Below are 20,147 nucleotides of genomic sequence, written 5' to 3' on the forward strand. Positions count from 1 at the left end.
AGGTGGCAACGCCCGATGATCGCAGGGACACCGGTACTCGACCTCGATGACGTCGCCTCGCTGGAGGCCGCCGACTCCGGGGGGACATTGCGCTCGGCCGCGTCCGGCGGTGCCCAGGTGCGGGCCACCGCGGCGGCCATCGGCGAGGATGCGCTGGCCCGCCTGGGCGGCCTGCGTCCGCGCAGCGTGGTGCTGGTCTCCGGCGCCGGTCGTGCCGCCCGCGCGGCCGCGCTGCTGGTGGCCGCGCTGGGCGATCGCGCCGGACTGCCGATCGTCCCGGTCACCGCGATTCCGCAGTGGGTGGGTCCGCTGGATGTGGTGCTCGTCGCCGGCGACGACGCGGGTGATCCGCGGCTCATCGGCGCGGTCGACCGCGCCCTCAAACGCGGTGCCGAAGTGGTGATCGCCACCCCCGACGAGGGTCCGCTGCGCGCCGCCGCGGCCGGTCGGGCCGCGATGCTGCCGCCGCGGGTGCGGGTGCTCGAGCACAATCGGCTGCTGCGCTTCCTGGCCGTCGGGATCGCCGTCCTGCGGGCCGTCGACCCGTCCCACATCGGCCCCCTGGTCCCCGATCTGGACGCGCTGGCCGATGTGCTCGACGCGGAGGCGATGCGGGACGGCCCGCACAACGAGGTCTTCCACAACCCGGCCAAGACGCTGGCCGCGCGCATGCAGGAGCGGCGCATCGTGCTGTCCGGCGATTCCCCCGCCGCGGCCGAGGTGGCCGGGCACGGCGCCGAGGTGCTGCTGCAGGCGGCCGGGCAGATCGCGGCGGCCGCCCACCTGGCCGACGCCGTGGCCGCCAATTCCCGCATGAGCGAGGCCGCCAATGTGGCCGCGCCCGGCTACGATCCGCTGTTCCACGACGAACAACTCGACGGCCCGGCGCCCGTGGATCGGGTGCGCGTCTTCGTGGTGAGCGCCGAGACCGATCAGGTGGCGGCGGGACGGCGGTTGGCCGTATTCGGTGCGAGCGCCGGGCTGGTGGACGCCGATCTGGTCAACGTCGATGTGGGGTTGATGAGCACCGAGGCCACCGTGCCACGCGACCCGGAAACGCTGGTGAGCGAGACGGTGCCCGAGCAGCAGCCGGGCCCGGGCCGCGGCGGTGAGCTGGAACAGCTTGCGGTACTGATCCTTCGGCTGGAGATGGCGGCGGCCTATCTGCGCCTGCTTGGTGGCCCGTCGGCCGGCTCGGACCGTCCTGCCCACTACGACGGGGGACACTACTAGTGCTCGAACTCGTTGGTGCGCTGCGTTCCTATGCCTGGGGCTCGCGCACCGCACTCGCCCAGTTGTGCGGCCGACCGGTCCCGTCCGCGCATCCGGAGGCCGAACTGTGGTTCGGGGCGCATCCCGCCGATCCCGCGCAGGTGTGCCTCGACGGCCGGACCGCCTCGCTGCTCGAGGTGGTGGCCGCCGATCCGCAGCACGAATTGGGTCCGGTGGCACCGGCTTTCGGCGGGCGGCTGCCGTTCCTGCTGAAGATCCTCGCCGCCGAGGAGCCGCTGTCGCTGCAGGCGCATCCCAGCCTCGAGCAGGCGCGTGCCGGATACGAGCGGGAGAATCACGCGCGGGTGCCGCTGGATTCGCCGCTGCGCAACTACCGCGACGAGAACCACAAGCCGGAACTGGTGGTGGCGCTGGAGCGCTTCGAGGCGCTGGCGGGTTTCCGCGATCCGCACCGCACCGTGGCGCTGTTGAACGCCCTGGCCGTGCCGGAACTGGTCGCCTACGCCGAACTGCTTGCCGCTCAGCCCGATTCGGACGGGCTGCGGACCCTGTTCACGACCTGGATCACCTTGCCGCAGGCCATGCTGGCCACCCTGCTGCCGAAGGTGCTCGACGGCTGCGTGCGCTATCTCAAGAACTCCGACGACGACTCGCAGGCGGGCAAGGAGTTCGCGGCCGAGGCGCGCACCACGCTGGAGCTGGCCGAGGCCTATCCCGGCGACGCCGGGGTGCTGGCGTCACTGCTGCTGAATCGGGTGACCCTGGAGCCCGGTCAGGGGCTGTTCCTCGCCGCCGGCAATCTGCACGCCTATCTGCGCGGAGTCGGGGTGGAGATCATGGCCAACTCCGACAACGTGTTGCGCGGCGGGCTGACCCCCAAGCATGTGGATGTGCCCGAACTGCTGCGGGTGCTGGATTTCGAACCGCTTGATCTGCCGATCGTGACGCCCGAACCTCTCGGCGACGGCGCCTTCGTCTATCACACCCCGGCGCCGGAATTCGAGCTGCGCCGCTTCGACCTGGGCGAGTCGGCGGAGCCGATGCCGATCCTGAGCCACGGGCCGGGCATCATGTTGTGCACCGCCGGAACCGTGCGGCTGCGGCAGGGCGCGACCGAATTGCGGATCACGCCGGGCAGTGCCGCCTGGGTGTCGGCGGCCGATGTGAACATCCGGGCACAGGCGGTCGACGGCCCGGCGCAGCTGTTCTGTGCATGTGTCAGCTACTAGTAGGTAAGTCGCGCTCTCGGGGTAGATTGTTCCGGCGAATCGGACACGAAAGGACCAGGGCTGCATTATGTCTGCCGGTGGCGGTAGGAAGGCGATCCTCGCGGCGTTGACCGCGAACCTGGGCATCGCGATTGCGAAGTTCATCGGCGCGGCGATCACGGGGTCGGCGTCCATGCTGGCCGAGGCGGTGCACTCGGTGGCCGATACCGGCAACCAGGGATTGTTGCTACTGGGCCAGAATCGGGCCGCGCGGGAGGCCGACGAGAAACACCTGTTCGGTTACGGGCGCAACCGGTACTTCTATTCGTTCGTCGTGGCGCTGGTGCTGTTCACCCTCGGCGCGATGTTTTCCGTCTACGAGGGCATCCATAAAATTCAGCATCCGGAGGAGCTGACCGCGCCGCTCGTGGCCGTCACAATTCTCGTGATCGCGATCGGGCTGGAGACCTACAGCTTCATCACCGCCATACGCGAATCGAACCCGCTGCGTGGCACCGCGAGTTGGTGGCAATTCATCCGCCATTCCCGTAATCCGGAGCTTCCGGTGGTGTTGCTCGAGGACACCGGCGCACTGGTCGGTCTGGTGCTCGCGCTGTCGGCTGTCGTCCTCACGATGCTGACCGGCGATCCGATCTGGGACGGCATCGGCACCCTCGGCATCGGCGCCCTGCTGGGCACCATCGCGATCGTGCTGATCATCGAGATGAAGAGCCTGCTCATCGGCGAGGGCGCGACCCCCGACCAGAACCGCACGATCCTCGAGAGCCTGGTCGACGGCACCCGCATCGACCGCGTCATCCATCTGCGCACCGAATACCTGGGCCCCGACGAACTCCTGGTGGCCGCCAAGGTATCCATCGTCCCCGGCCTGCAGATCCAGGACATCGCCCAGGCAATCGACGACGCCGAGGCCCGCGTGCGCACCGCGGTCCCCGCCGCCAAACTCATGTACGTCGAACCGGACCTCTACCGCACCCAAACGGTGTGAGACGCCGACCCCTACCCGGTCAGTGAGGCACCCTTCAACAGGGTGAGCGGGTCGGCCCGGACACCGAAGCGGGTGCGCAGGGCGTGGCGGGCCGCATGCAATCCGCTCATGCCGTGCACCCCCGGACCCGGCGGGGTGGACTGGGAGCAGAGATAGACGCCCGGAAGCGGGGTGGCGTAGGGGTTCCAGCGAGGTGCCGGGCGGGCGACGGTCTGCCACAGGGACATCGCACCGGAGGAGATGTTGCCCCCGACGTAGTTGGCGTTGTAGGCGGGCATGGCCGCGGCCGTCCGGACGTGTTTCGCGAGGATCAGCTCCCGGAAGCCGGGGGCGAAACGCTCGATCTGGGCGATGACGGCCTCGCTGACATCGCGATCGGAACCCTGTGGGACGTGGGCGTAGGCATAGAGGGTGTGACCGCCCTGTGGCGCGCGCGTCGGGTCGACGACACCGGGCTGGATGACCAGCACATACGGGCGTTCGGCGTATTCTCCTGCGGCGATGGTCTTTTCGACCGCCTCCGCCTCCGCGCGGGTACCCACCAGATGCAGCGTGCCCGCGCGATCACAGCCCTCGGCCTGCCACGGCACCGGGCCGGACAGGGCGAAGTCGACCTTGCAGGCGGCTCCCGCGTACCGGAAGCGGCGCAGCTGAGCGGCGTAGCGGCCGGGCAGCCGATCGTCGGCGATGCGCAGGAGTTCGGCGGGGGCGAGATCGAGCAGAACCGCACGGGCACCCCGGAATTCGTCGAGCGAGTCGACGCGGTGCCCGGTCACGATCCGGCCGCCGTGTCCGGTGAGATCGGCGGCGAGGGCGTCCACGATGGCTTGGCTCCCGCCGCGCGGGACCGGCCACCCGTCCACATGGGCGAGGGTGCCCAACATCAGCGCCGCACCCGCCGCGGAGAAGCTGCGCGGCGGAATGATGGCGTGCGCGGCGATCCCGGTGAGCATCGCCGCGGCCGCATCCTCCCGGAATCGCAGATTCCACAGCGGCGAGCACTGTTCGAGCAGCCGCCTCCCGAACCGCACCCCGGCCGACAGGTCCAGGGGCGGATGGCGCAGATCCGACATGGCCAGCTCCACCACGCCCTGCCAGTGCCGCGCCAGCGGGGCGAACAGCCGCCGCCACGCCGCACCGTCGCGCCCGAGACCCGCCACGGTCCGATCGAGGTCGCGCCAGGCCACTCCGGCCACGCCCCCGTCGAGCGGATGAGCGTAGGACACCTCCGGAGTGAGCAGTTCGACCCCGTGCGCCTCCAGGTCGAAGGCGCGAAAGAACGGGGAGGCCACCGCCATCGGATGCGCACCGGCGCAGACGTCGTGGTGATATCCGGGCAGGGTCAGCTCGGCCGTCCGGCAGCCGCCGCCGACGGTGTCCCCCGCCTCGTATACCGCGACCTCGAGTCCCGCCCGGGCCAGGATCACCGCCGCGGCGAGCCCGTTCGGTCCCGCCCCCACCACCACCGCATCCGCCATGATCACCACTCTAGGCGTGTGCGGCAGCGGCGTCGGTGGTGTCGGCACCACCGGCCGACGGGAGGCAACACCCTGGTCCGGATACCAACCGAACGGCAGGAAATTCGGCAAACCGCCCATGGCATCGCCGGGGTATACCGGTCATTCTAGTGTGACAAGCGTCACAAGATCATGAGTTTTCCTGCCTACCAAGGAGTTCGGCCCATGACCGCTCGCCGATTTGTCGAACTGGGCAGTATCGCAACGATTCTCGCGGCATTCTGGGCGACTCCCGCGGCGGCCGACACCGGGTCGGCGCAGGCCCCCGCCACCATCGTGGTCACCACCACCGCCGACGGTGCCGCCGCGAATCCGTTCGACGGACAATGCCGCACCCGCACCGGAGAGTGCACGCTGCGGGCGGCGATCCAGGTGGCCAATGCGCGCCCGGGCACCACGATCGAGGTGCCGCCCGGCCGCTACACGCTGACCATCCCGCCGACCGTCTGGAATACCCAGGGCCCGTTCATCGATCCGACCACCGGCGACCTGGATGTCACCTCCGACACCACGATCCGCGGCGCCGGACAGGATCGGACCGTCATCGACGCGAGCCATCTCGACCGGGTCATGCTGACCACCGCGAACGTCACGCTCTCGGGGCTGACGATCACCGGCGGCAACACCACCCAGCGCGAAATCCCCTTCTACGACACCGGAGGTGGCGGCATCGCCAATTCCGGCAGGCTGTCGCTGGACCACGTCACCGTCACCGGTAACGCGGCCGACTACGGCGGCGGCATCTTCAACATCCCGGTCGCCGACATGAAGGCCACCGACAGCATCATCGCCGGGAATGCGGCCGGCGAGGCGGGCGGCGTGCGCTGCGACGACACCTGCACCTTCACCCGCACGACCATCAGCGACAACCGGGTGACCAATCCGGGGCGCTGGTACCGGCCGGGCGGATTCGCCGGTCGCGGCGGCGGGCTCGACATCCGCGGCCTGGGCCTGGTGGTGCTCATCGACTCGCAGGTCGTCCGCAATACCGCCACCGATGGCGGCGGCGGAATCAATATCGCGCCCGCCTATCTCGACACGCTGCCCTACCAGTTCACCGATGCCGTGAATCCCGGCATGGGACACCTCATCCTGCGCGGCAGCACGATCGCCGACAACACCTCCGGGCTCGGCGAGCAGAACTGCAAGAAGGTCTTCGCCGAGATCACCTCCACCGGCGGCAATTCCAGCAACGACACCTCCTGCGACCTCACCGCGGCAGGCGACCGGGTCGGCCCCTGAGCACGACCCTCTACGGAAAGGATCGGGCGATGGGCTCGTTCAATGTGGGCGGCTGGATGACGGCGGTCGGACACGCCTTCACCTGGCTGATGTCGATGGCGATCTCGGGTTCCGCGGCCGGGTCGTCCGGTTAGCGACGCGTCCACTGATCGACGAGAACGGCCAGGCGCTGGGGACGAAAGTCGGGGCGCAGGCGGCCGTCGTGATCGAGGGTGGCCAGGCCGTGCAGGGCGCTCCAGGCCACCTCGGTGAAGGTCTCCACGTCGGTATCGCGGGCGAAGGGGGCGAAGACCGCGACCAGTTCGCCGAATGCGGCACGCAGGGCCTGCGGCGCATCCGGCCCGAATTCGATATCCACCTTCATGACGAACATGGCCTCGTAGAGCGCCGGACTGGTGCGCGCGAACTCCAGATAGCCGCGCGCCACGGCGGTGAGCGCCTTCTCCGGGGTGTCCGCGGCCGCGCGCAACCGCCTCGATAGCTCCCCCAGTTCGGCGAAACCCTGTTCGGCTACCGCGGCGACGATCGCATCCTTCCCGGAGAAGTGGCTGTAGAGCACGGGCTGGCTGTATTCGATGGCGTCGGCCAAGCGGCGCACGGTCACCGCATCCCAGCCCTGGGTCTCGGCGATCTCCCGGGCCGTGTCGATGATCAACTGATGCCGTTCGGCGCGTTGACGTTCCCGTCGGGTCTGTGCGGTCACGATCACATCCTAGCAATGCTAGACAATGTAGCGGAGGCCGAGTTATCGTTGCGTCGAGTTAGCAGCGCTAGATTTTGGAGCACCACAATGACCCTCTCTCGAATCACCACCGGCCTCAGCCTCCTCGGTGCCGCGTTCATCCTCTACATCGGTCTGACCTACCTCATCGCCCCCGAGACCATCGCCCCCGGCTTCGGCCTGCCCGAATGGCCGGAGGGCAAGGCGAGTGCCTTCATGAACCTCAAGGGCGTGCGAGACACCGCATCCGGCGTGCTCATCCTGGTTCTACTGGCCACCCGTCAGCGATATGCGCTCGGTGTGGGCATGCTGGCCACCAGCCTGGTTCCGATCGGCGACATGCTGACCGTGCTGCGGTACGACGGCTCAACGGCCGCCGCGGTCGGCATCCACGGCTTCACCGCCGCGCTGGTGATCCTGACCGCCACCCTGCTGATCCGCGAACAGCGTGCGGTCCGGTCCGCCCGGGTCGCCACCCACGCGGTCGCCGCCTGATCGAAACCCCCACCGCCGCAATCGCGCCGCCCGCTCGCCCGTGGGCGGCGCGATTGCTATACGTCGGTGGAGAAGCGGATACCGCCGTCGGGGATGTCGACGCCGGGCCAGATTCTGGCGCCGCGTAGTAGCTCACAGCGGGCGCCCACGTTGGCCCCGTCGCCGATGACGGCGTCACGGACCAGGGCGCGCGGCCCGATGCGCGCACCGAAGCCGATGATCGAACGTTCCACCGTCGCACCGGCTTCCACGCGGGCACCGTCGAACAGCACCGCACCGTCGAGGCGGGCCCCGGCGCCGACCTCGGCCCCGCGACCGACGACCGTGCCGCCGATCAGCAGCGCCCCCGGCGCCACACCGGCACCCGAATGCACCAGCGACTCCCCGCGCTGCCCGGGCAGGGCGGGCGAGGGCGCGATGCCGCGGACCAGATCGGCCGAGCCGCGCACGAAATCCTCGGGCGTGCCCATATCGCGCCAGTAGGAGGTGTCGACATGAGCCTGGATATGCGCACCCTCGGCCAGCAGGGCCGGGAACACCTCACGCTCGACCGACACCGGGCGTCCGGTTGGGATCTTCTCGATGTACTCGCGGCGGAACACGTAGCATCCGGCGTTGATCTGATCGGTCGGCGGGTCCTGGGTCTTCTCCAGAAACGCGGTGACCCGGCCGTTCTCGTCGGTCGGCACACAACCGAAGGCGCGCGGATCGCTGACCCGCACCAGGTGCAGGGTCACATCGGCGTTGGTGGAGGCATGGGTGTCGAGCACCGCGCCCAGATCCGTGCCGCCGAGCACATCGCCGTTGAACACCATCACCGTGTCGGCGCGCAGCTTGGGCAGCACGTTGCGAATGCCACCGCCGGTGCCCAGAGGTTCGCTTTCGGTGACGTAGTCGATCTCGAGCCCGAGATCGGCGCCGTCACCGAAATGCTCCTCGAACACCTCCGCCTTGAACGACGTACCCAGTACGACGTGCGTGATCCCCGCGTCGGCGATGCGCGCGAGTAGATGATGCAGGAACGGCAGACCGGCCACCGGCAACATGGGTTTGGGTGCCGACAGGGTCAGCGGGCGCAGCCGGGTCCCCTGACCACCGACCAGAATCACGGCCTCGGCCGCGGTGCCGTTCGTGTCCGCCATCAATCTCCCCTGTTCACAGGTCTCATCCGCGGATACGCCGGGACAGCATGAGCCCGATCGTTCCGTTTACTCCAGCGTTGCACGTCGGGTTCACGCAATGGTTCGCTCCCGATCTCGGTCGGGCGTCGAATTCATCCGCGTCCCGCGTCGCGTTCACGCAGCGCAGATCGAACCGCAAGCCTGCAGCGGATCGCAAGTCCGGCGCGCAACGCCCACCGCAGCGGCGCCTGCCACCAGTGCGGATGCCGGTCGGCCTGGAAGCGGTACGCGGAGGCGTGATGGGCGGGCAGCATGGCCTCGGGATTGCGCCCGGCCGCGTGCCCCTTGGCGTGCGTGACCTCCGCCGACGGCACGAAGACATTGTGCCAGCCCGCCCTGCCCATGCGGTCACCGAAGTCGACGTCCTCCATGTACATGAAGTAGCGGGAGTCGAAGCCGTCGATGGCGTCGAAGGCGGTGCGGCGCACCAGCAGGCACGAGCCCGACAGCCAGCCGACCGTGCGCTCGGAGATCTCCTCGTTCTCCTGCCGGTAGCGGCGGGTCCACGGGTTGCCCGGCCAGATGGTGCCCAGGACGGCGTGCCCGGCGCCGTCGAGCAGCCCCGGCACCCGCCGGGCCGAGGGATAGATGCTGCCGTCCGGCTCGCGCACCAGCGGACCCAGCGCCCCGGCCCGCGGCCACCGCTGCGCCGCCTCGAGCAGCCGATCGATCGAATCGGTGCCCCAGCGGATATCCGGATTGGCGATGACGACGAATTCGATCTCCGGATCGATCTCGGCGACCGCCCGGTTGATCGCACCGCCGTAGCCGATATTGCCGCCGGTCCGCAGCAGCCGCACATGCTCGTTGGCCTCCGCGGCCAATTCCGGCGTTCCGTCGGTCGAGCCGTTGTCGGCGAGAATGACCTGCGGTTTCTCGGTGGTGGCGGTGGCCAGGGTGCTGATGAAGTGCTCGAGGTGCTCCCCCGGCGAATAGGTCACCGTGACCACGACCATAGTGGGCCGTCCGACAGAATCGTTCACGGCTACGCAGCCTAACCGGATACGCGCGTCAGTGCGTCCGCGAGGGCGTCGCGCCAATTCCTTAGGGGGGTGAGCCCGGCGGCGATCCAGGCACGGTTCGACAGCACCGAATATGCCGGGCGCCGAACGGGACTCGGGAATTGCGCGCTCGTGCAGGGGCGCACCCGCTCGGGATCGGCACCGAGCCCGGCGAATACGGCGCGGGCCAGGTCGAACCAGCTCGCCTGCCCCGCATTGGTCGCGTGCAGCACCCGCGGCGGTGGGCTCTGCGAGCCCACCCTCCCGGCCAGTTCCAGTAAACCGGCGGCCAGGTCGTGGGCGTAGGTGGGCGAACCGATCTGGTCGTTCACCACCGATACCGTGTCGCGCTCGCGTTCCAGCCGACGCATGGTGGCGACGAAATCGCCTTGGTCGCCGGTGTACACCCAGCCGGTCCGGACGATGTGGGCGGTGGGGGCCAGCCGCAGCACGGCCTGCTCCCCGGCCAGTTTGGAATACCCGTACACACTGGTGGGCGCGGTCGGATCGCCCGGTTCGTAGGGACGGGTGCCGCTGCCGTCGAAGACATAGTCGGTGGAAACGTGAATCATGGTGGCGCCCACCGCGGTACACGCCGCCGCGAGGACGGCCGGTCCTGTCTCGTTACCGGCGAACGCCGCCGCGGAGTCGGATTCGGCCGCGTCTACCGCGGTATACGCGGCGCAGTTGACCACCACGTCACCGGGCTCGAGCGCGCCGCGGACGGCGCCGGGATCGGTGATGTCCAGGTCGCGCCGGTGCAGCGCGACGGCGCGGGGTGCCTGCGCGCACAGGGCGCGACCGAGTTGCCCACCGGCGCCGGTGACGACCAGACGTGGGGGGGACGGGGGCGCTGAAGTCACGCCGGAAAGTCTGGCACGCCGCGCCAGCAGCGGTTGAACCATGCACGCCGCCGCATTCGTTAGCCTCGTTCGGAGGGGGTAGAGAAGACATGGGGTTATCGGGCGGGGCCGAAAGGACGACGAAGTTGCCGCAGCGCACCAGGGCATCCGTGCCGCCGCGGCCGCGCGGCGCCGGTGTACCGCTGCGCGGTCCGCGGCCGATGCGGCCATACGGCAACCGGCCGGTGAGTCGGCCCGGGCGGCTGCTGACCGCCGTGGCCGCGGTCCTGGTGTTCATCGTCACCGGCTTCGGCTGGCACAGCGTCGACGGCCTGATCTCGGGAATTCAGCGCATCGGCAATCTGGGTCTGGGCGGCGGCAGCGACGGCGCGACCGACATCCTGATGGTCGGCATCGACAGCCGCACCGACGCCCACGGCAATCCGCTCACGCAGGCCGAACGGGCGATGCTGCACGCCGGGGACGAGGTCGGCACCAACACCGACACGATTGTGCTGGTCCGCGTCCCCAACGACGGCCGCTCGGCGACGGCGATATCGATCCCCCGGGACTCGTATGTCGATATTCCCGGCACCGGCATGGGCAAGATCAACTCCGCCTACGGGGTGAGCAAGGCCAAGGCGCAACAGAAGCTGTCCGCCCAGGGCCTGTCGGACGCCGAGGTGGAGCGGCAGTCCACGCAGGCCGGGCGGCAGGCATTGATCAAGTCCGTCGCCACTCTGACCGGTATCACCGTCGACCACTACGCCGAGGTGAGCCTGCTGGGGTTCGTCCTGCTGACCGATGCGGTCGGCGGCGTGGATGTCTGCCTGAACAATGCGGTGGACGAGCCGCTCTCGGGCGCCGACTTTCCCGCGGGTGAGCAACGCCTGAGCGGACCGCAGGCGTTGAGCTTCGTCCGTCAGCGCCACGACCTGCCGCGCGGGGATCTGGATCGGATCGTGCGCCAGCAGGTGTTCATGGCCTCGCTGGTGCATCAGGCCCTGAGCGCGAAGATCCTGGCCAATCCCGGCAAGCTGAGCCAGCTCAGCGAGGCGGTGGGCCGCACCATCGTGCTCGACGACGACTGGAATGTCATGCAGTTCCTGCAGCAGTTGCAGGACTTGTCGGCCGGACAGGTGAAGTTCGAGACCATTCCGGTCAAGGACATCAACGGCACCACCGCCACCGGTGAATCGGTGGTGAAGGTCGATCCGCAGGCCGTGAAATCCTATGTGGCGGCGATGGTCGGCGACCGACCCGGCGATTCGTCCGAGGTCGCGCCGTCGTCGGTGACGGTGGACGTGTACAACGCCAGCGGCACCTCCGGGCTGGCCGGTCAGGTATCACAGGCGTTGGCGGGCAAGGGCTTCCGGACCGGGACGGTGGACAACTGGATCGGCGGGCCGGTGCCGAGCAGCCGGGTGGTGGCCGGTTCCACCTCCGATCCGAAGGCGAAGGCGGTGGCCAAGGCGCTGGGCGGGCTGACGGTGCTCGCCGAGTCCGGACTGCCGGAGGGTACGGTGCGAGTGGTGTTGGCCGGTGACTATTCTGGTCCCGGTTCGGCGGCGAGCAGCCTGTTCGACCTGTCCGGATCCTCCGGTACGGCAACGCCGGTGCCGCCCGCACCTCCGATCGACGCCGGCCAGAACGGACCCAAATGCGTGAACTGAACCAGACCGTCACCGAGGCTCTGCTCGACCCCATCCTGGGCCGCGATCCGGCCGGCCCGCGCATCACCCACTACGACGACGCCACCGGCGCCCGGATCGAGCTGTCGGCGCTGACGCTGGCGAACTGGGCGGCCAAGACGGCCAACCTGATTCGCGACGAATTCGGTCTCACCCCCGGCGCCCGGATCGCGGTACTGCTGCCCGCGCACTGGCAGACCGCGGCGGTCCTGCTGGGCTGCTGGTGGGCGGGTACCGAGGTGGTGCTGCGTCCCGACGACGACGCCGAGATGGCGCTGGTGGTCGCCGACCGCCTCGCCGAGGCCGAGGACATCCCCGAAGTGGCGGCGCTGTCACTGGATCCGCTCGGCGCTCCCGTGCGGGATCTACCCGTCGGCATCACCGACTTCGCGACCTCCGTCCGCGCGCACGGCGACCAGTTCCGTCCCGGCGGCGCGGGCGTGGCCCTGGACGGCATACCGGTGGCCGACGTCCTCGCCGAGGCCCGCAAATCCGCTGCCCGCCAAGGGTTCACGGCCGAGGACCGGGTCCTGTCCACCACCGCGTGGGACACTCCCGCCGAACTGATCGACGGCCTGCTGGCGGTCTATGCCGCCGGGGCCTCCCTGGTCCAGGTCAGCAATGCCGACCCCGGCACACAGGAGCAGCGCGTCGCGACCGAGCGGGTCACGACGATTCGCTCCTGAAAAACCCGGTCCGCGCGTAGCATCGGGGACCGAGCAAGTCGGGGATTCCTACCGTGGTAGGGCCGCCGGTCCGACTGTGGGACGTTTCACTTCGTGAGGCATTTCCGTACCGTGGGAGCAGAACCTGACGACGAACGGGGGTGGCGATGCGGCCACGATATTGGTTTCGGTGGTTGTCGGAGAAGGGCGCGGCCCGGCTGGCATTGAAAACCGCCGCCCGACGGGGAGATACGGTTGCCCAACTGATGGCGGCACCGGCCGGAGTGCACGATCCGTATCCCCTCATGGAGTCGATCCGCACCCGCGGGCCCCTGGCGCGCTCCGCGATCGGATGGGCGACCGTCGACCATGAGCTGTGCCGGCAGATCCTGCGTGACAACAGGTTCGGCGTCTTCGCCTTCGAAGGCCTAGAGATTCCGCGACCGCTGCGCCGGCTGGCCGAGTGGGCCAAGCTGCCGCCGAATCCGGTGGAACCGCCCTCCATGCTGGTCATCGATCCGCCCGATCACACTCGGATGCGCCGGTCCGTGGCCTCCGCGTTCACACCCCGGGCGGTCGGACGGCTGCGCGATCGGGTCGAGTCGGTCACCGAGGAACTGCTCGACGCGCTGCCGTCGGGTGGTTCGGCGGATCTGATCGCCGCCTACGCCTCGCAGGTGCCGATCGCGATCATCTCCGAGATTCTCGGCTTCCCCGACGAGAGCCGCGGGAGGTTCCTGCATTGGGGTGACGCCATGAGCCCGCTGCTGGACACCGGAGTGTCGTGGCGGGATTACCGGAACGCCGCGGCCGCGATGGTCGCGATGGACCGGTACGCCGACGATCACCTCGCCAAACTGCGCCGCGACCCCGGCGACGACATCCTCTCCAGCCTCGTGACCTCCGGTGAACTCGACGAGCGCGAACTGAAGGCCTCGGCGAGCCTGCTGATGGGCGCCGGTTTCGAGACGACGGTAAACCTCATCGGCAACGGCGTGGTGCAACTGCTGAACCACCCGGACCAGCTGGCCCGCCTGCGCGAGAATCCGGACCTGTGGCCGAATGCCATCGAGGAGGTGCTGCGCATCGACTCCCCGGTGCAGACGACCGCACGGGTCGCCCTGACCGACGGCATCGAGATCGATGGCGCCCCGATCCCCGAGGGCCACACGATCATCCTGTCCCTGGCCGGGGCCAACCGCGATCCGAAGGTCTTCGAGGATCCGGAGCGCTTCGACGTCACCCGCCCCAACGCCAAGGACCACCTGACGTTCTCCTCCGGCATCCACGTCTGCCTGGGCGCCACTCTGGCCCGCATGGAGGGCACCTACGCCCTACAGGCCCTGTTCGACCGCTTCCCCGACCTCCACATGGCGGCTCCCCCCGAACGCCGCCCCCTGTTCACCCTCCACGGCTACAGCCGCCTCCCCGTCGTGCTGGGCCGCCGCGCCAACCAGCCCACCGCCGCCTGATCCCACCGTCAGCTGAAGCCGACGACGTGGTCTCCCCAGGCGGTGTGTAGGTCGTGGTCGGGGTCGTCGAGGACGCGGTCGGCGGCGTCGATGAGCAGGGTGGTGCGGGTGGATTCGCGGTAGGGCGGCCAGTGTTTGGAGCCGTCCAGGGCGGCGGGGACGCCGTGTTCGGCGAAGGCCAGCCACCGGCGCATCATCCGGCCCGACACCTCCATGGCGACCTTGCGGCCACCCAGCCAGAACGTCGGATCGTGGTTCAGAGTCCCGAAATTGCCGAAGACGTACGGCAATTCGGTGGCGTGCCCGGCGCCGACGCGGGCCGCCTTCAACATGGGAGTGGCCTGATCGAAGCGGTACATCCAGGTGCGGGTGTGGCGCGAATGCGCATCGGCCACCCAGTGCGCCGGCATCCGGAAGGCGGCATCGGTGGACATCGCCAGCGCGCCCCGCGCGGTGGCCAGATCCGGATAGGCCGAGGTGATCTCCGCAATCCGCTCGGCCGACAGGTGCGGATGTTCGGCGGCGACCGCGTTCAGCATCGCGTTCACCGCATCCGGGGTGACGGGCATGATCGGCGACCGGAACAGCCGGAACAGCGACGCCTCGTCCTTATTGGTCCCGATGATCAGCGGCACCCGGTGCGAGCGACCCTGCTGGAAGCGATCGGCCGGGTAGGTGGGCAGCAGATCGCCGTCGACCACGGGGGCCGCGGCCAGCCGCCCCGGTGATTGCAGCGGCACCTCGTCGAGCAGGATTCCCGCCGCATCGGTGATCCGCTCGATCGGGCATTCCAGCAGCTCACCCACGCGCTGCGGCGGCAGATCGAGCAGATCGAGGAACCGCCGCGCCACGCCCGCGGCCCGTTCGGGCCCGAAAACCGTGGTGGCGGGCGGGCTCTGGGCGATCGCCCGATGGAACAGCCCGGCCGCCCGCGGCGAGGTGAGCAGGGCCGTGACGCAACCGGCACCCGACGATTCGCCGAAGACGGTGACATTGCCCGGGTCGCCACCGAAGGCGGCGACATTGTCGCGCACCCACTCCAGCGCCGCGATCTGATCGTGCAGGCCGAGGTTGGGCACGAAGTCGGAACCCAGGGAGGACAGGTCGAGGAAGCCGAGCGCGCCCAGCCGATAGTTCACCCCCACCACCACGACACCACCGGTCTCGACGAGCTTGCGGCCGTCGTAGATGCCCTGTGCCGCGGTGCCGAGACAGTAGGCGCCGCCGTGCAGCCACACCATCACCGGCCGCGGTTCGTCGGAGGTGGTGGCGGGCGCCCAGACGTTCACCCAGAGGCAGTCCTCACCCATCCGCAGTCCCGAGTCCACCGGAACCATGGCCCCCATCGTCTGCGGGGCTATCTGGCCGAACTCGGTGCAGTCGCGCACTCCGTCCCAGGAGGCGGGCGGCTGCGGCGGACTGAACCGGCGGGGACCCGCGGGCGCCGCCGCGTAGGGGATGCTGCGCCAGACGTTGACCGTGCCGTCCCGGAAGCCGCGCACGTCGCCGGTGGCGGTCCGAGCTACGGGAGCGGGGGCGGTGGTCTCCACGCCCGCGGCCGCCTCGAAGAACTGAGTGCTCATCTCGCACCTCCTCGTACTCCCTGTAACGAGAGTACGTCTGCGATCATGTCCGACGGCGATATCCCCGCTGTCGGACCCGTACGGCGGAGGTCAGGACCGGTCGATGTGGCCGAGGTCCCGATCCGGGTCGATCCGGTCGCGCACCCGTTGCTTGAGCACCGCGATGTCCGGAAAGCCGCCGTCGGATTTACGTTCCCAGATCTGGTCGCCATCGATCGTGATGCGGAATACACCCCCGCTTCCGGGAATCAGAGCTACCTCCGTCAGGTCGGTGGAGAAGGTGCTCAGCAATTCCTGCGCCATCCAACCCGCCCGCAGCAGCCAGCGGCATTGGGTGCAGTACTCGATCGCGACTCGTGGCATATCCGCACCCTACGTCGGGGGCGCCGCGGATCTGCCCGGAATCTCTGTCAGCTATCCCTCCGCATCCGTACGATTCATTTCTGCATGGAACGGTAGGGTTGCACGTCAGAGCCCGCAAGGTGTGTGATCGGGTTCACCCGACCGGGTCACGATTCGATATCGCCCTCGACATAAAGCCACTCTCCCCGTATCCGAGCAAACTTGCTGCATTCATGGAGGATCCCGCGTTCGCCGCCATAGCGATAGTGCGCGCGGAACTCCACCTCGCCGGTCTCGTCGAACGGCCCGCCGCGCTCGGTGCGCAGGATCTCCAGCAGTACTCAGCGCTGCCCGGCATCCACCTGCAACCGCCGCGGCCGGGTCCGCGGGTGCCAGGACCGCAGCAGGTAGGCGGTGTCGCCCACCGCGAAGGCGGTATAGCGCGAGCGCATCAGCGTCTCCGCCGTCGGTGCCGGCCGGGTTCCGTCCAGCCGCGGCGCACAGCAGGCGGCGAACGGTTCTCCACTACGGCACGGGCATGGCTCACTGTCGGCGAGACGGTCGCTGGGCATCGGTCGATTATCGCGGTCCGGTCGGGATTCGGGCGACCCGGTCGGGCCGCCCGATTCGCCGTATCAGGATCCGAGCATTCGCATGAGGTTGATGATGTTGATCAGTGCGGATGTCGAGTTGGCCAACAGTGCCGAGCCGCTGTTGAGCATGTCGAGCGCTTCCATGAGGCAGCTCCTTCATGGGATGGGAATTCGGTGACGTACAACCGCATACCTGCCGCAAAATGCGCAGCGACTCGCAGGTTACTGCGGTAGCCGGTGCCGCGGCGGCGAATTCGCCGTCTCGATACCGGAATTCGATCGACCCGTCGCGAAAAGCCGACAATGTCGGCTACCCCGACCGCATGGTCTCGGCTCGCGCCTCGTCCCGCTCCCCCAGCTGCGCCAATTCCTCGACCAGCCGGACGGTTTCGTCGTACCAGCCGCGCAATTCGATCAGGGTCGGCGGCAGTTCGTAATCGTGGTGGTGGCCCGCGCGCGACAGGGTCGCCCAGACCGTCGCGATCCGCGCGGCGACGTCCGGGCCGACCCAGGAGTCCAGCGCCAGCAGCTGCGCGCGCATACTGCAGCGCGCCAACGGGGGTGCCACCTGCAGCCACAGCTGATCGATGGACTGTTCCAGGGCGATCCGCAGCAGCCACACCGCCGCCCGCGACCACAGTCCGCCCGCGTCGGTCACCGTACCGCGCAGCAGTTCGTCGGCGGCGGCCAGCCGCTCGGCGATGGTCGGGGTCAGGGATTCAGCCACTTGACGAGCTTCCTTGTGCCGGAGATCAATTGGCTCATGTCCCGCTCGATGCGGATATGCGCTCCCGCCGCCGCATCGCGCAGTACCGCCCGCGCCCAGGGGGCCTCGCGGTCGAGCAGTTCGTTCAGGTCGTCGACCCGGTCGGGTTCGCCGAGCACCGCCAGCGACACCTTCTCCCAGGTGGTGCGCGCGGCATCGACGCGGCGCTGCACCTCGCGATGGTCGAGTCCGTCGCCGAGCAGGATGCGGCGGGCCCGCGCCAGCGCGGCGGCCTCGATCGCCGAACGGCAGCAGGTGATCACGAGTTCGGTGGCGATGGGGCGCGGCAGCTGCCGGGTGCGCAGCAGGGCATTGGCGTCGCTGAGGTAGCGGCGCACCGGATCCTCGGCGACCCGGACCTCGACCCTCGACCGTTCCCGGCGCTGCACATCCAGCACCGTGGCATCCAGCCGCAGCCTGCGCACCGCCTCGGCGAGCCGCTCGTCGTGGGTGAACACCACCACCTGCCGACCGCTGCGGGCGGCGGCGGCCAGCACCCGGGCCAGCCCGTCCACCTTGGCCGGATCCATCGCCTGGACCGGATCGTCGATCATCACGAAGCCGAAGGGGCTCTCGGGCACGGTGGCGCGCGGCAGGAACAGCGCCAGGCCCAGGGCATGCAGCTCGCCCTGGCTCATGACGCCCAGCGCGGTGGCGCCGGTGTCGTCCACGGTCACGTCCAGCAGCACCTTGCGGCTGGCTCCGGCGTTGCCCTGCAATCGAATCGTGCCCAGGTCCACATTGCTCTGCTGACGCAGTCCGCGCCAGATCCGGCGGGCGTGCTCGGCCAGCGGCGCCATGCGCTGCTCGCGCAGCCCGGCCGCGGCCGATTTGAGCCAGTCCTCGGCACGGCGGACGGTCCGCAGCTCCGGTTCGGCCGCGGCGACGGCCGTCGCGTCGCGCAGCCAGGCCGCGATGCGCGGCACCAGCGGCGTCCACACCGCGTCCAGCCGGTCCAGCTCCTTACGGGCCGAACGGCGCAGCGTCTCGAGGCCGCGCACGGCATCGGCGTGGGCGGTCCGCAGCCGGTGCGTCAGATCCCGGTCGTATTGCGCCGCGGCCAGTTCCGCCCAGGCCGACCAGGTTCGGCGCGCGGGACCGGTATCGACGTTGGGCACCGGCGGAGCGGGCGGATCGAGTTCCGCGGGAACCGGCTTCACCAGGGCGCAGGCCCGTTCCACGGCCCGCCCGAGGGCGACGCGGGCGGCGGTGAGCGCGGCGGCCCGATCGGTCAGCCGGGCGATCTGGGCGTCGGTTTCGCGCTGCCACTGCTCGTCGAGCGCACCGCGTCCGCAGACCGGGCAGGCGCAATCGCCGCCCGCCCGGACATGGTTGCGGGCCCGGCGCAACAGATCCAGCACGCGCAGTTCGGCTTCCATATCGCCGGTGGCGTGGGCGGCGAGGTCGGCGGCGCATTTATCGATGTGGTCGGCCGCGGCGGCCACCTCCGCCGGCTCGGGCAGCCGCAACCGCAGAATGCCCTCGAGTGCGGCGGTGCCGGTGGGATCGTGCCGGGCTCCGGCCAATTCGCGGCCGATCGCCGGCAGATCCGGTTCGGCGGCGCGCAGCAGCGCCGAGACCCGGGCCGCGCGCTCGTCGGCCACGGTGGACAGCGCGGTCAGCAGCGCGGTGCGTTCGTCGCGGCATGCCTTGGCCGCGCGCTCCAATTCCAGCCGGCGAGTGCGCGTGCGATCCTGGGCGGCGGTGAGGTCGTCGAGACCGAGCAGTTGGTGCAGGGCGTCGAACAGGTCGCTCGGCCGCCCGTCGACGAGGGCGCCCAATTCGCTGTAGGACAGGAACGGGCGGTAGAGCTCCAGCGCCCGTGCCCACTGCTCGGCACGGAATTCGCTGGGCGGCTGGCCTTTCCGCCGTTGGGTCCAGGTGCCACCGGCGAGGTCGGCGCCTTCGGGCCACTCGCGGGTGATCGTCAACGGGGTGTCGGATCCGGTGGTGATCAGCTCCAGATCGATGCGGCACACGGCCCCGTCGTGCAGATTTCGCCATCCTTCGCGCCACAGCGACGACCGGCCGTCCCAGCGGCGGTTGCCGCCGGTGAGCGCCAATTCGGCCGCCTCGGCGAAGCTGGATTTCCCCGATCCGTTGCGTCCGACCACCAGGGTGAGACCCGGGCCGGGCGTCAGGCGCAGCACCGCTCGCGGCCCGATCCCGCGGAAGCCCCGAACACGGATGGCGCGCACGAAGATACCGGCGCAGCCGGGACCGGAGCCGGGGCGGTCGGGCTCGCTGCCGAGTGCATCCAGGACGGTGCGTGCGACCTCGGGGGTGATCGACGGGTCGGCGTCGAGACGATGCGACACCAGTTCGGTCAGGCGCGGCGCGCCATCCTCCGGCGCTTGCCCCAAACTGCCACTCCCTTTGCGTTCGGCCTCTATGCGCCTCGGGTCGTTCCCGTACTCGGCGCCGTGCCGAACGCTACCCGATCGCGGGCCAATCCGCGCCTGCCCCAGGGTTTCCGGGCGAACCGGCCCGGTCGGGACGCTTGGCCATCGCGACGGTTGATCCGCCCGATGTCCACCCCTCGGCCGTCCCGGCCGGGCAGTTCCACGGGTTTCACCCGAAATTCGG

17 protein-coding genes and 1 pseudogene are annotated in these 20,147 nt (G+C 69.6%); 8 read left to right on the forward strand and 10 right to left on the reverse strand.

Going from position 1 to position 20,147, the window contains the following annotated elements:
• Nucleotides 1-15: 15 nt before the first annotated feature.
• The 3 genes from IU452_RS01475 (at nt 16) to IU452_RS01485 (ending at nt 3,450) form a co-directional block, all read left to right on the forward strand.
• Nucleotides 16-1,233 (forward strand): tobH protein, encoded by a 1,218-nt coding sequence (locus IU452_RS01475; protein ID WP_195107027.1) that lies wholly within the window; start codon nt 16-18, stop codon nt 1,231-1,233.
• Entirely contained in the window at nt 1,233-2,462 is a 1,230-nt protein-coding gene (gene manA / locus IU452_RS01480; RefSeq protein WP_195107028.1) for a mannose-6-phosphate isomerase, class I, read from the forward strand. Before IU452_RS01475 ends, manA begins: the two co-directional genes overlap by 1 nt.
• Before the next feature lie 67 nt (nt 2,463-2,529).
• Nucleotides 2,530-3,450 (forward strand): cation diffusion facilitator family transporter, encoded by a 921-nt coding sequence (locus tag IU452_RS01485; RefSeq protein ID WP_195107029.1) that lies wholly within the window; start codon nt 2,530-2,532, stop codon nt 3,448-3,450.
• Between the two features lie 11 nt (nt 3,451-3,461).
• Here the strand turns inward: IU452_RS01485 and IU452_RS01490 are convergent, their stop codons facing one another.
• Entirely contained in the window at nt 3,462-4,928 is a 1,467-nt protein-coding gene (locus IU452_RS01490; RefSeq protein WP_195107030.1) for a phytoene desaturase family protein, read from the reverse strand.
• 204 nt (nt 4,929-5,132) lie between these two features.
• Here IU452_RS01490 and IU452_RS01495 point away from each other — a divergent pair, with 204 nt between their 5' ends.
• Nucleotides 5,133-6,209, forward strand: coding sequence for a CSLREA domain-containing protein (locus IU452_RS01495; RefSeq protein ID WP_195107031.1), 1,077 nt, complete (start codon nt 5,133-5,135; stop codon nt 6,207-6,209).
• Nucleotides 6,210-6,339: 130 nt separating this feature from the next.
• Here the strand turns inward: IU452_RS01495 and IU452_RS01500 are convergent, their stop codons facing one another.
• Nucleotides 6,340-6,912 carry a TetR/AcrR family transcriptional regulator gene (locus tag IU452_RS01500; protein WP_195107032.1) on the reverse strand — a complete coding sequence of 191 codons (573 nt, stop codon included), beginning with the start codon at nt 6,910-6,912 and terminating at the stop codon, nt 6,340-6,342.
• Nucleotides 6,913-6,999: 87 nt separating this feature from the next.
• Here IU452_RS01500 and IU452_RS01505 point away from each other — a divergent pair, with 87 nt between their 5' ends.
• The gene (locus tag IU452_RS01505; RefSeq protein WP_195107033.1) at nt 7,000-7,425 is read left to right on the forward strand and encodes a DUF4267 domain-containing protein; all 426 of its coding nucleotides are present in this window, start codon (nt 7,000-7,002) and stop codon (nt 7,423-7,425) included.
• 56 nt (nt 7,426-7,481) lie between these two features.
• Here the strand turns inward: IU452_RS01505 and IU452_RS01510 are convergent, their stop codons facing one another.
• The 3 genes from IU452_RS01510 to rfbD form a co-directional block, all read right to left on the reverse strand.
• Nucleotides 7,482-8,567, reverse strand: coding sequence for a sugar phosphate nucleotidyltransferase (locus IU452_RS01510; RefSeq protein ID WP_195107034.1), 1,086 nt, complete (start codon nt 8,565-8,567; stop codon nt 7,482-7,484).
• Nucleotides 8,568-8,698: 131 nt separating this feature from the next.
• Nucleotides 8,699-9,562, reverse strand: a complete 864-nt coding sequence (locus IU452_RS01515; protein WP_195107464.1) for a glycosyltransferase family 2 protein — start codon at nt 9,560-9,562, stop codon at nt 8,699-8,701.
• Nucleotides 9,563-9,600: 38 nt separating this feature from the next.
• Nucleotides 9,601-10,470, reverse strand: coding sequence for a dTDP-4-dehydrorhamnose reductase (rfbD, locus tag IU452_RS01520; protein ID WP_324192384.1), 870 nt, complete (start codon nt 10,468-10,470; stop codon nt 9,601-9,603).
• Between the two features lie 200 nt (nt 10,471-10,670).
• Between rfbD and IU452_RS01525 the strand changes: the two genes are divergently transcribed.
• The 3 genes from IU452_RS01525 (at nt 10,671) to IU452_RS01535 (ending at nt 14,277) form a co-directional block, all read left to right on the forward strand.
• Nucleotides 10,671-12,122 (forward strand): LCP family protein, encoded by a 1,452-nt coding sequence (locus IU452_RS01525; protein WP_195107465.1) that lies wholly within the window; start codon nt 10,671-10,673, stop codon nt 12,120-12,122.
• A complete protein-coding gene (locus IU452_RS01530) occupies nt 12,110-12,826 on the forward strand; it encodes a TIGR03089 family protein (protein WP_195107036.1) in 717 nt (238 codons plus the stop codon). The genes IU452_RS01525 and IU452_RS01530 overlap by 13 nt, the downstream gene beginning before the upstream one ends.
• A gap of 146 nt (nt 12,827-12,972) precedes the next feature.
• Nucleotides 12,973-14,277 (forward strand): cytochrome P450, encoded by a 1,305-nt coding sequence (locus IU452_RS01535; RefSeq protein WP_195107037.1) that lies wholly within the window; start codon nt 12,973-12,975, stop codon nt 14,275-14,277.
• 8 nt (nt 14,278-14,285) lie between these two features.
• Here IU452_RS01535 and IU452_RS01540 read toward each other — a convergent pair whose 3' ends face one another.
• The 5 genes and pseudogenes from IU452_RS01540 to IU452_RS01560 all read right to left on the reverse strand — a co-directional run bounded on the left by IU452_RS01540 (nt 14,286) and on the right by IU452_RS01560 (nt 19,924).
• Nucleotides 14,286-15,860 carry a carboxylesterase/lipase family protein gene (locus IU452_RS01540; protein WP_195107038.1) on the reverse strand — a complete coding sequence of 525 codons (1,575 nt, stop codon included), beginning with the start codon at nt 15,858-15,860 and terminating at the stop codon, nt 14,286-14,288.
• Nucleotides 15,861-15,950: 90 nt separating this feature from the next.
• The gene (locus tag IU452_RS01545; protein WP_195107039.1) at nt 15,951-16,223 is read right to left on the reverse strand and encodes a SelT/SelW/SelH family protein; all 273 of its coding nucleotides are present in this window, start codon (nt 16,221-16,223) and stop codon (nt 15,951-15,953) included.
• Between the two features lie 146 nt (nt 16,224-16,369).
• Nucleotides 16,370-16,774: pseudogene (locus IU452_RS01550) on the reverse strand (YchJ family protein).
• Between the two features lie 331 nt (nt 16,775-17,105).
• Nucleotides 17,106-17,522 (reverse strand): hypothetical protein, encoded by a 417-nt coding sequence (locus IU452_RS01555; protein WP_195107040.1) that lies wholly within the window; start codon nt 17,520-17,522, stop codon nt 17,106-17,108.
• Entirely contained in the window at nt 17,507-19,924 is a 2,418-nt protein-coding gene (locus tag IU452_RS01560; protein ID WP_195107041.1) for an AAA family ATPase, read from the reverse strand. The genes IU452_RS01555 and IU452_RS01560 overlap by 16 nt, the downstream gene beginning before the upstream one ends.
• Between the last annotated feature and the right edge of the window lie 223 nt (nt 19,925-20,147).

Source organism: Nocardia transvalensis (genome assembly GCF_015477765.1).
GTDB classification, from domain to species: domain Bacteria; phylum Actinomycetota; class Actinomycetes; order Mycobacteriales; family Mycobacteriaceae; genus Nocardia; species Nocardia transvalensis_A.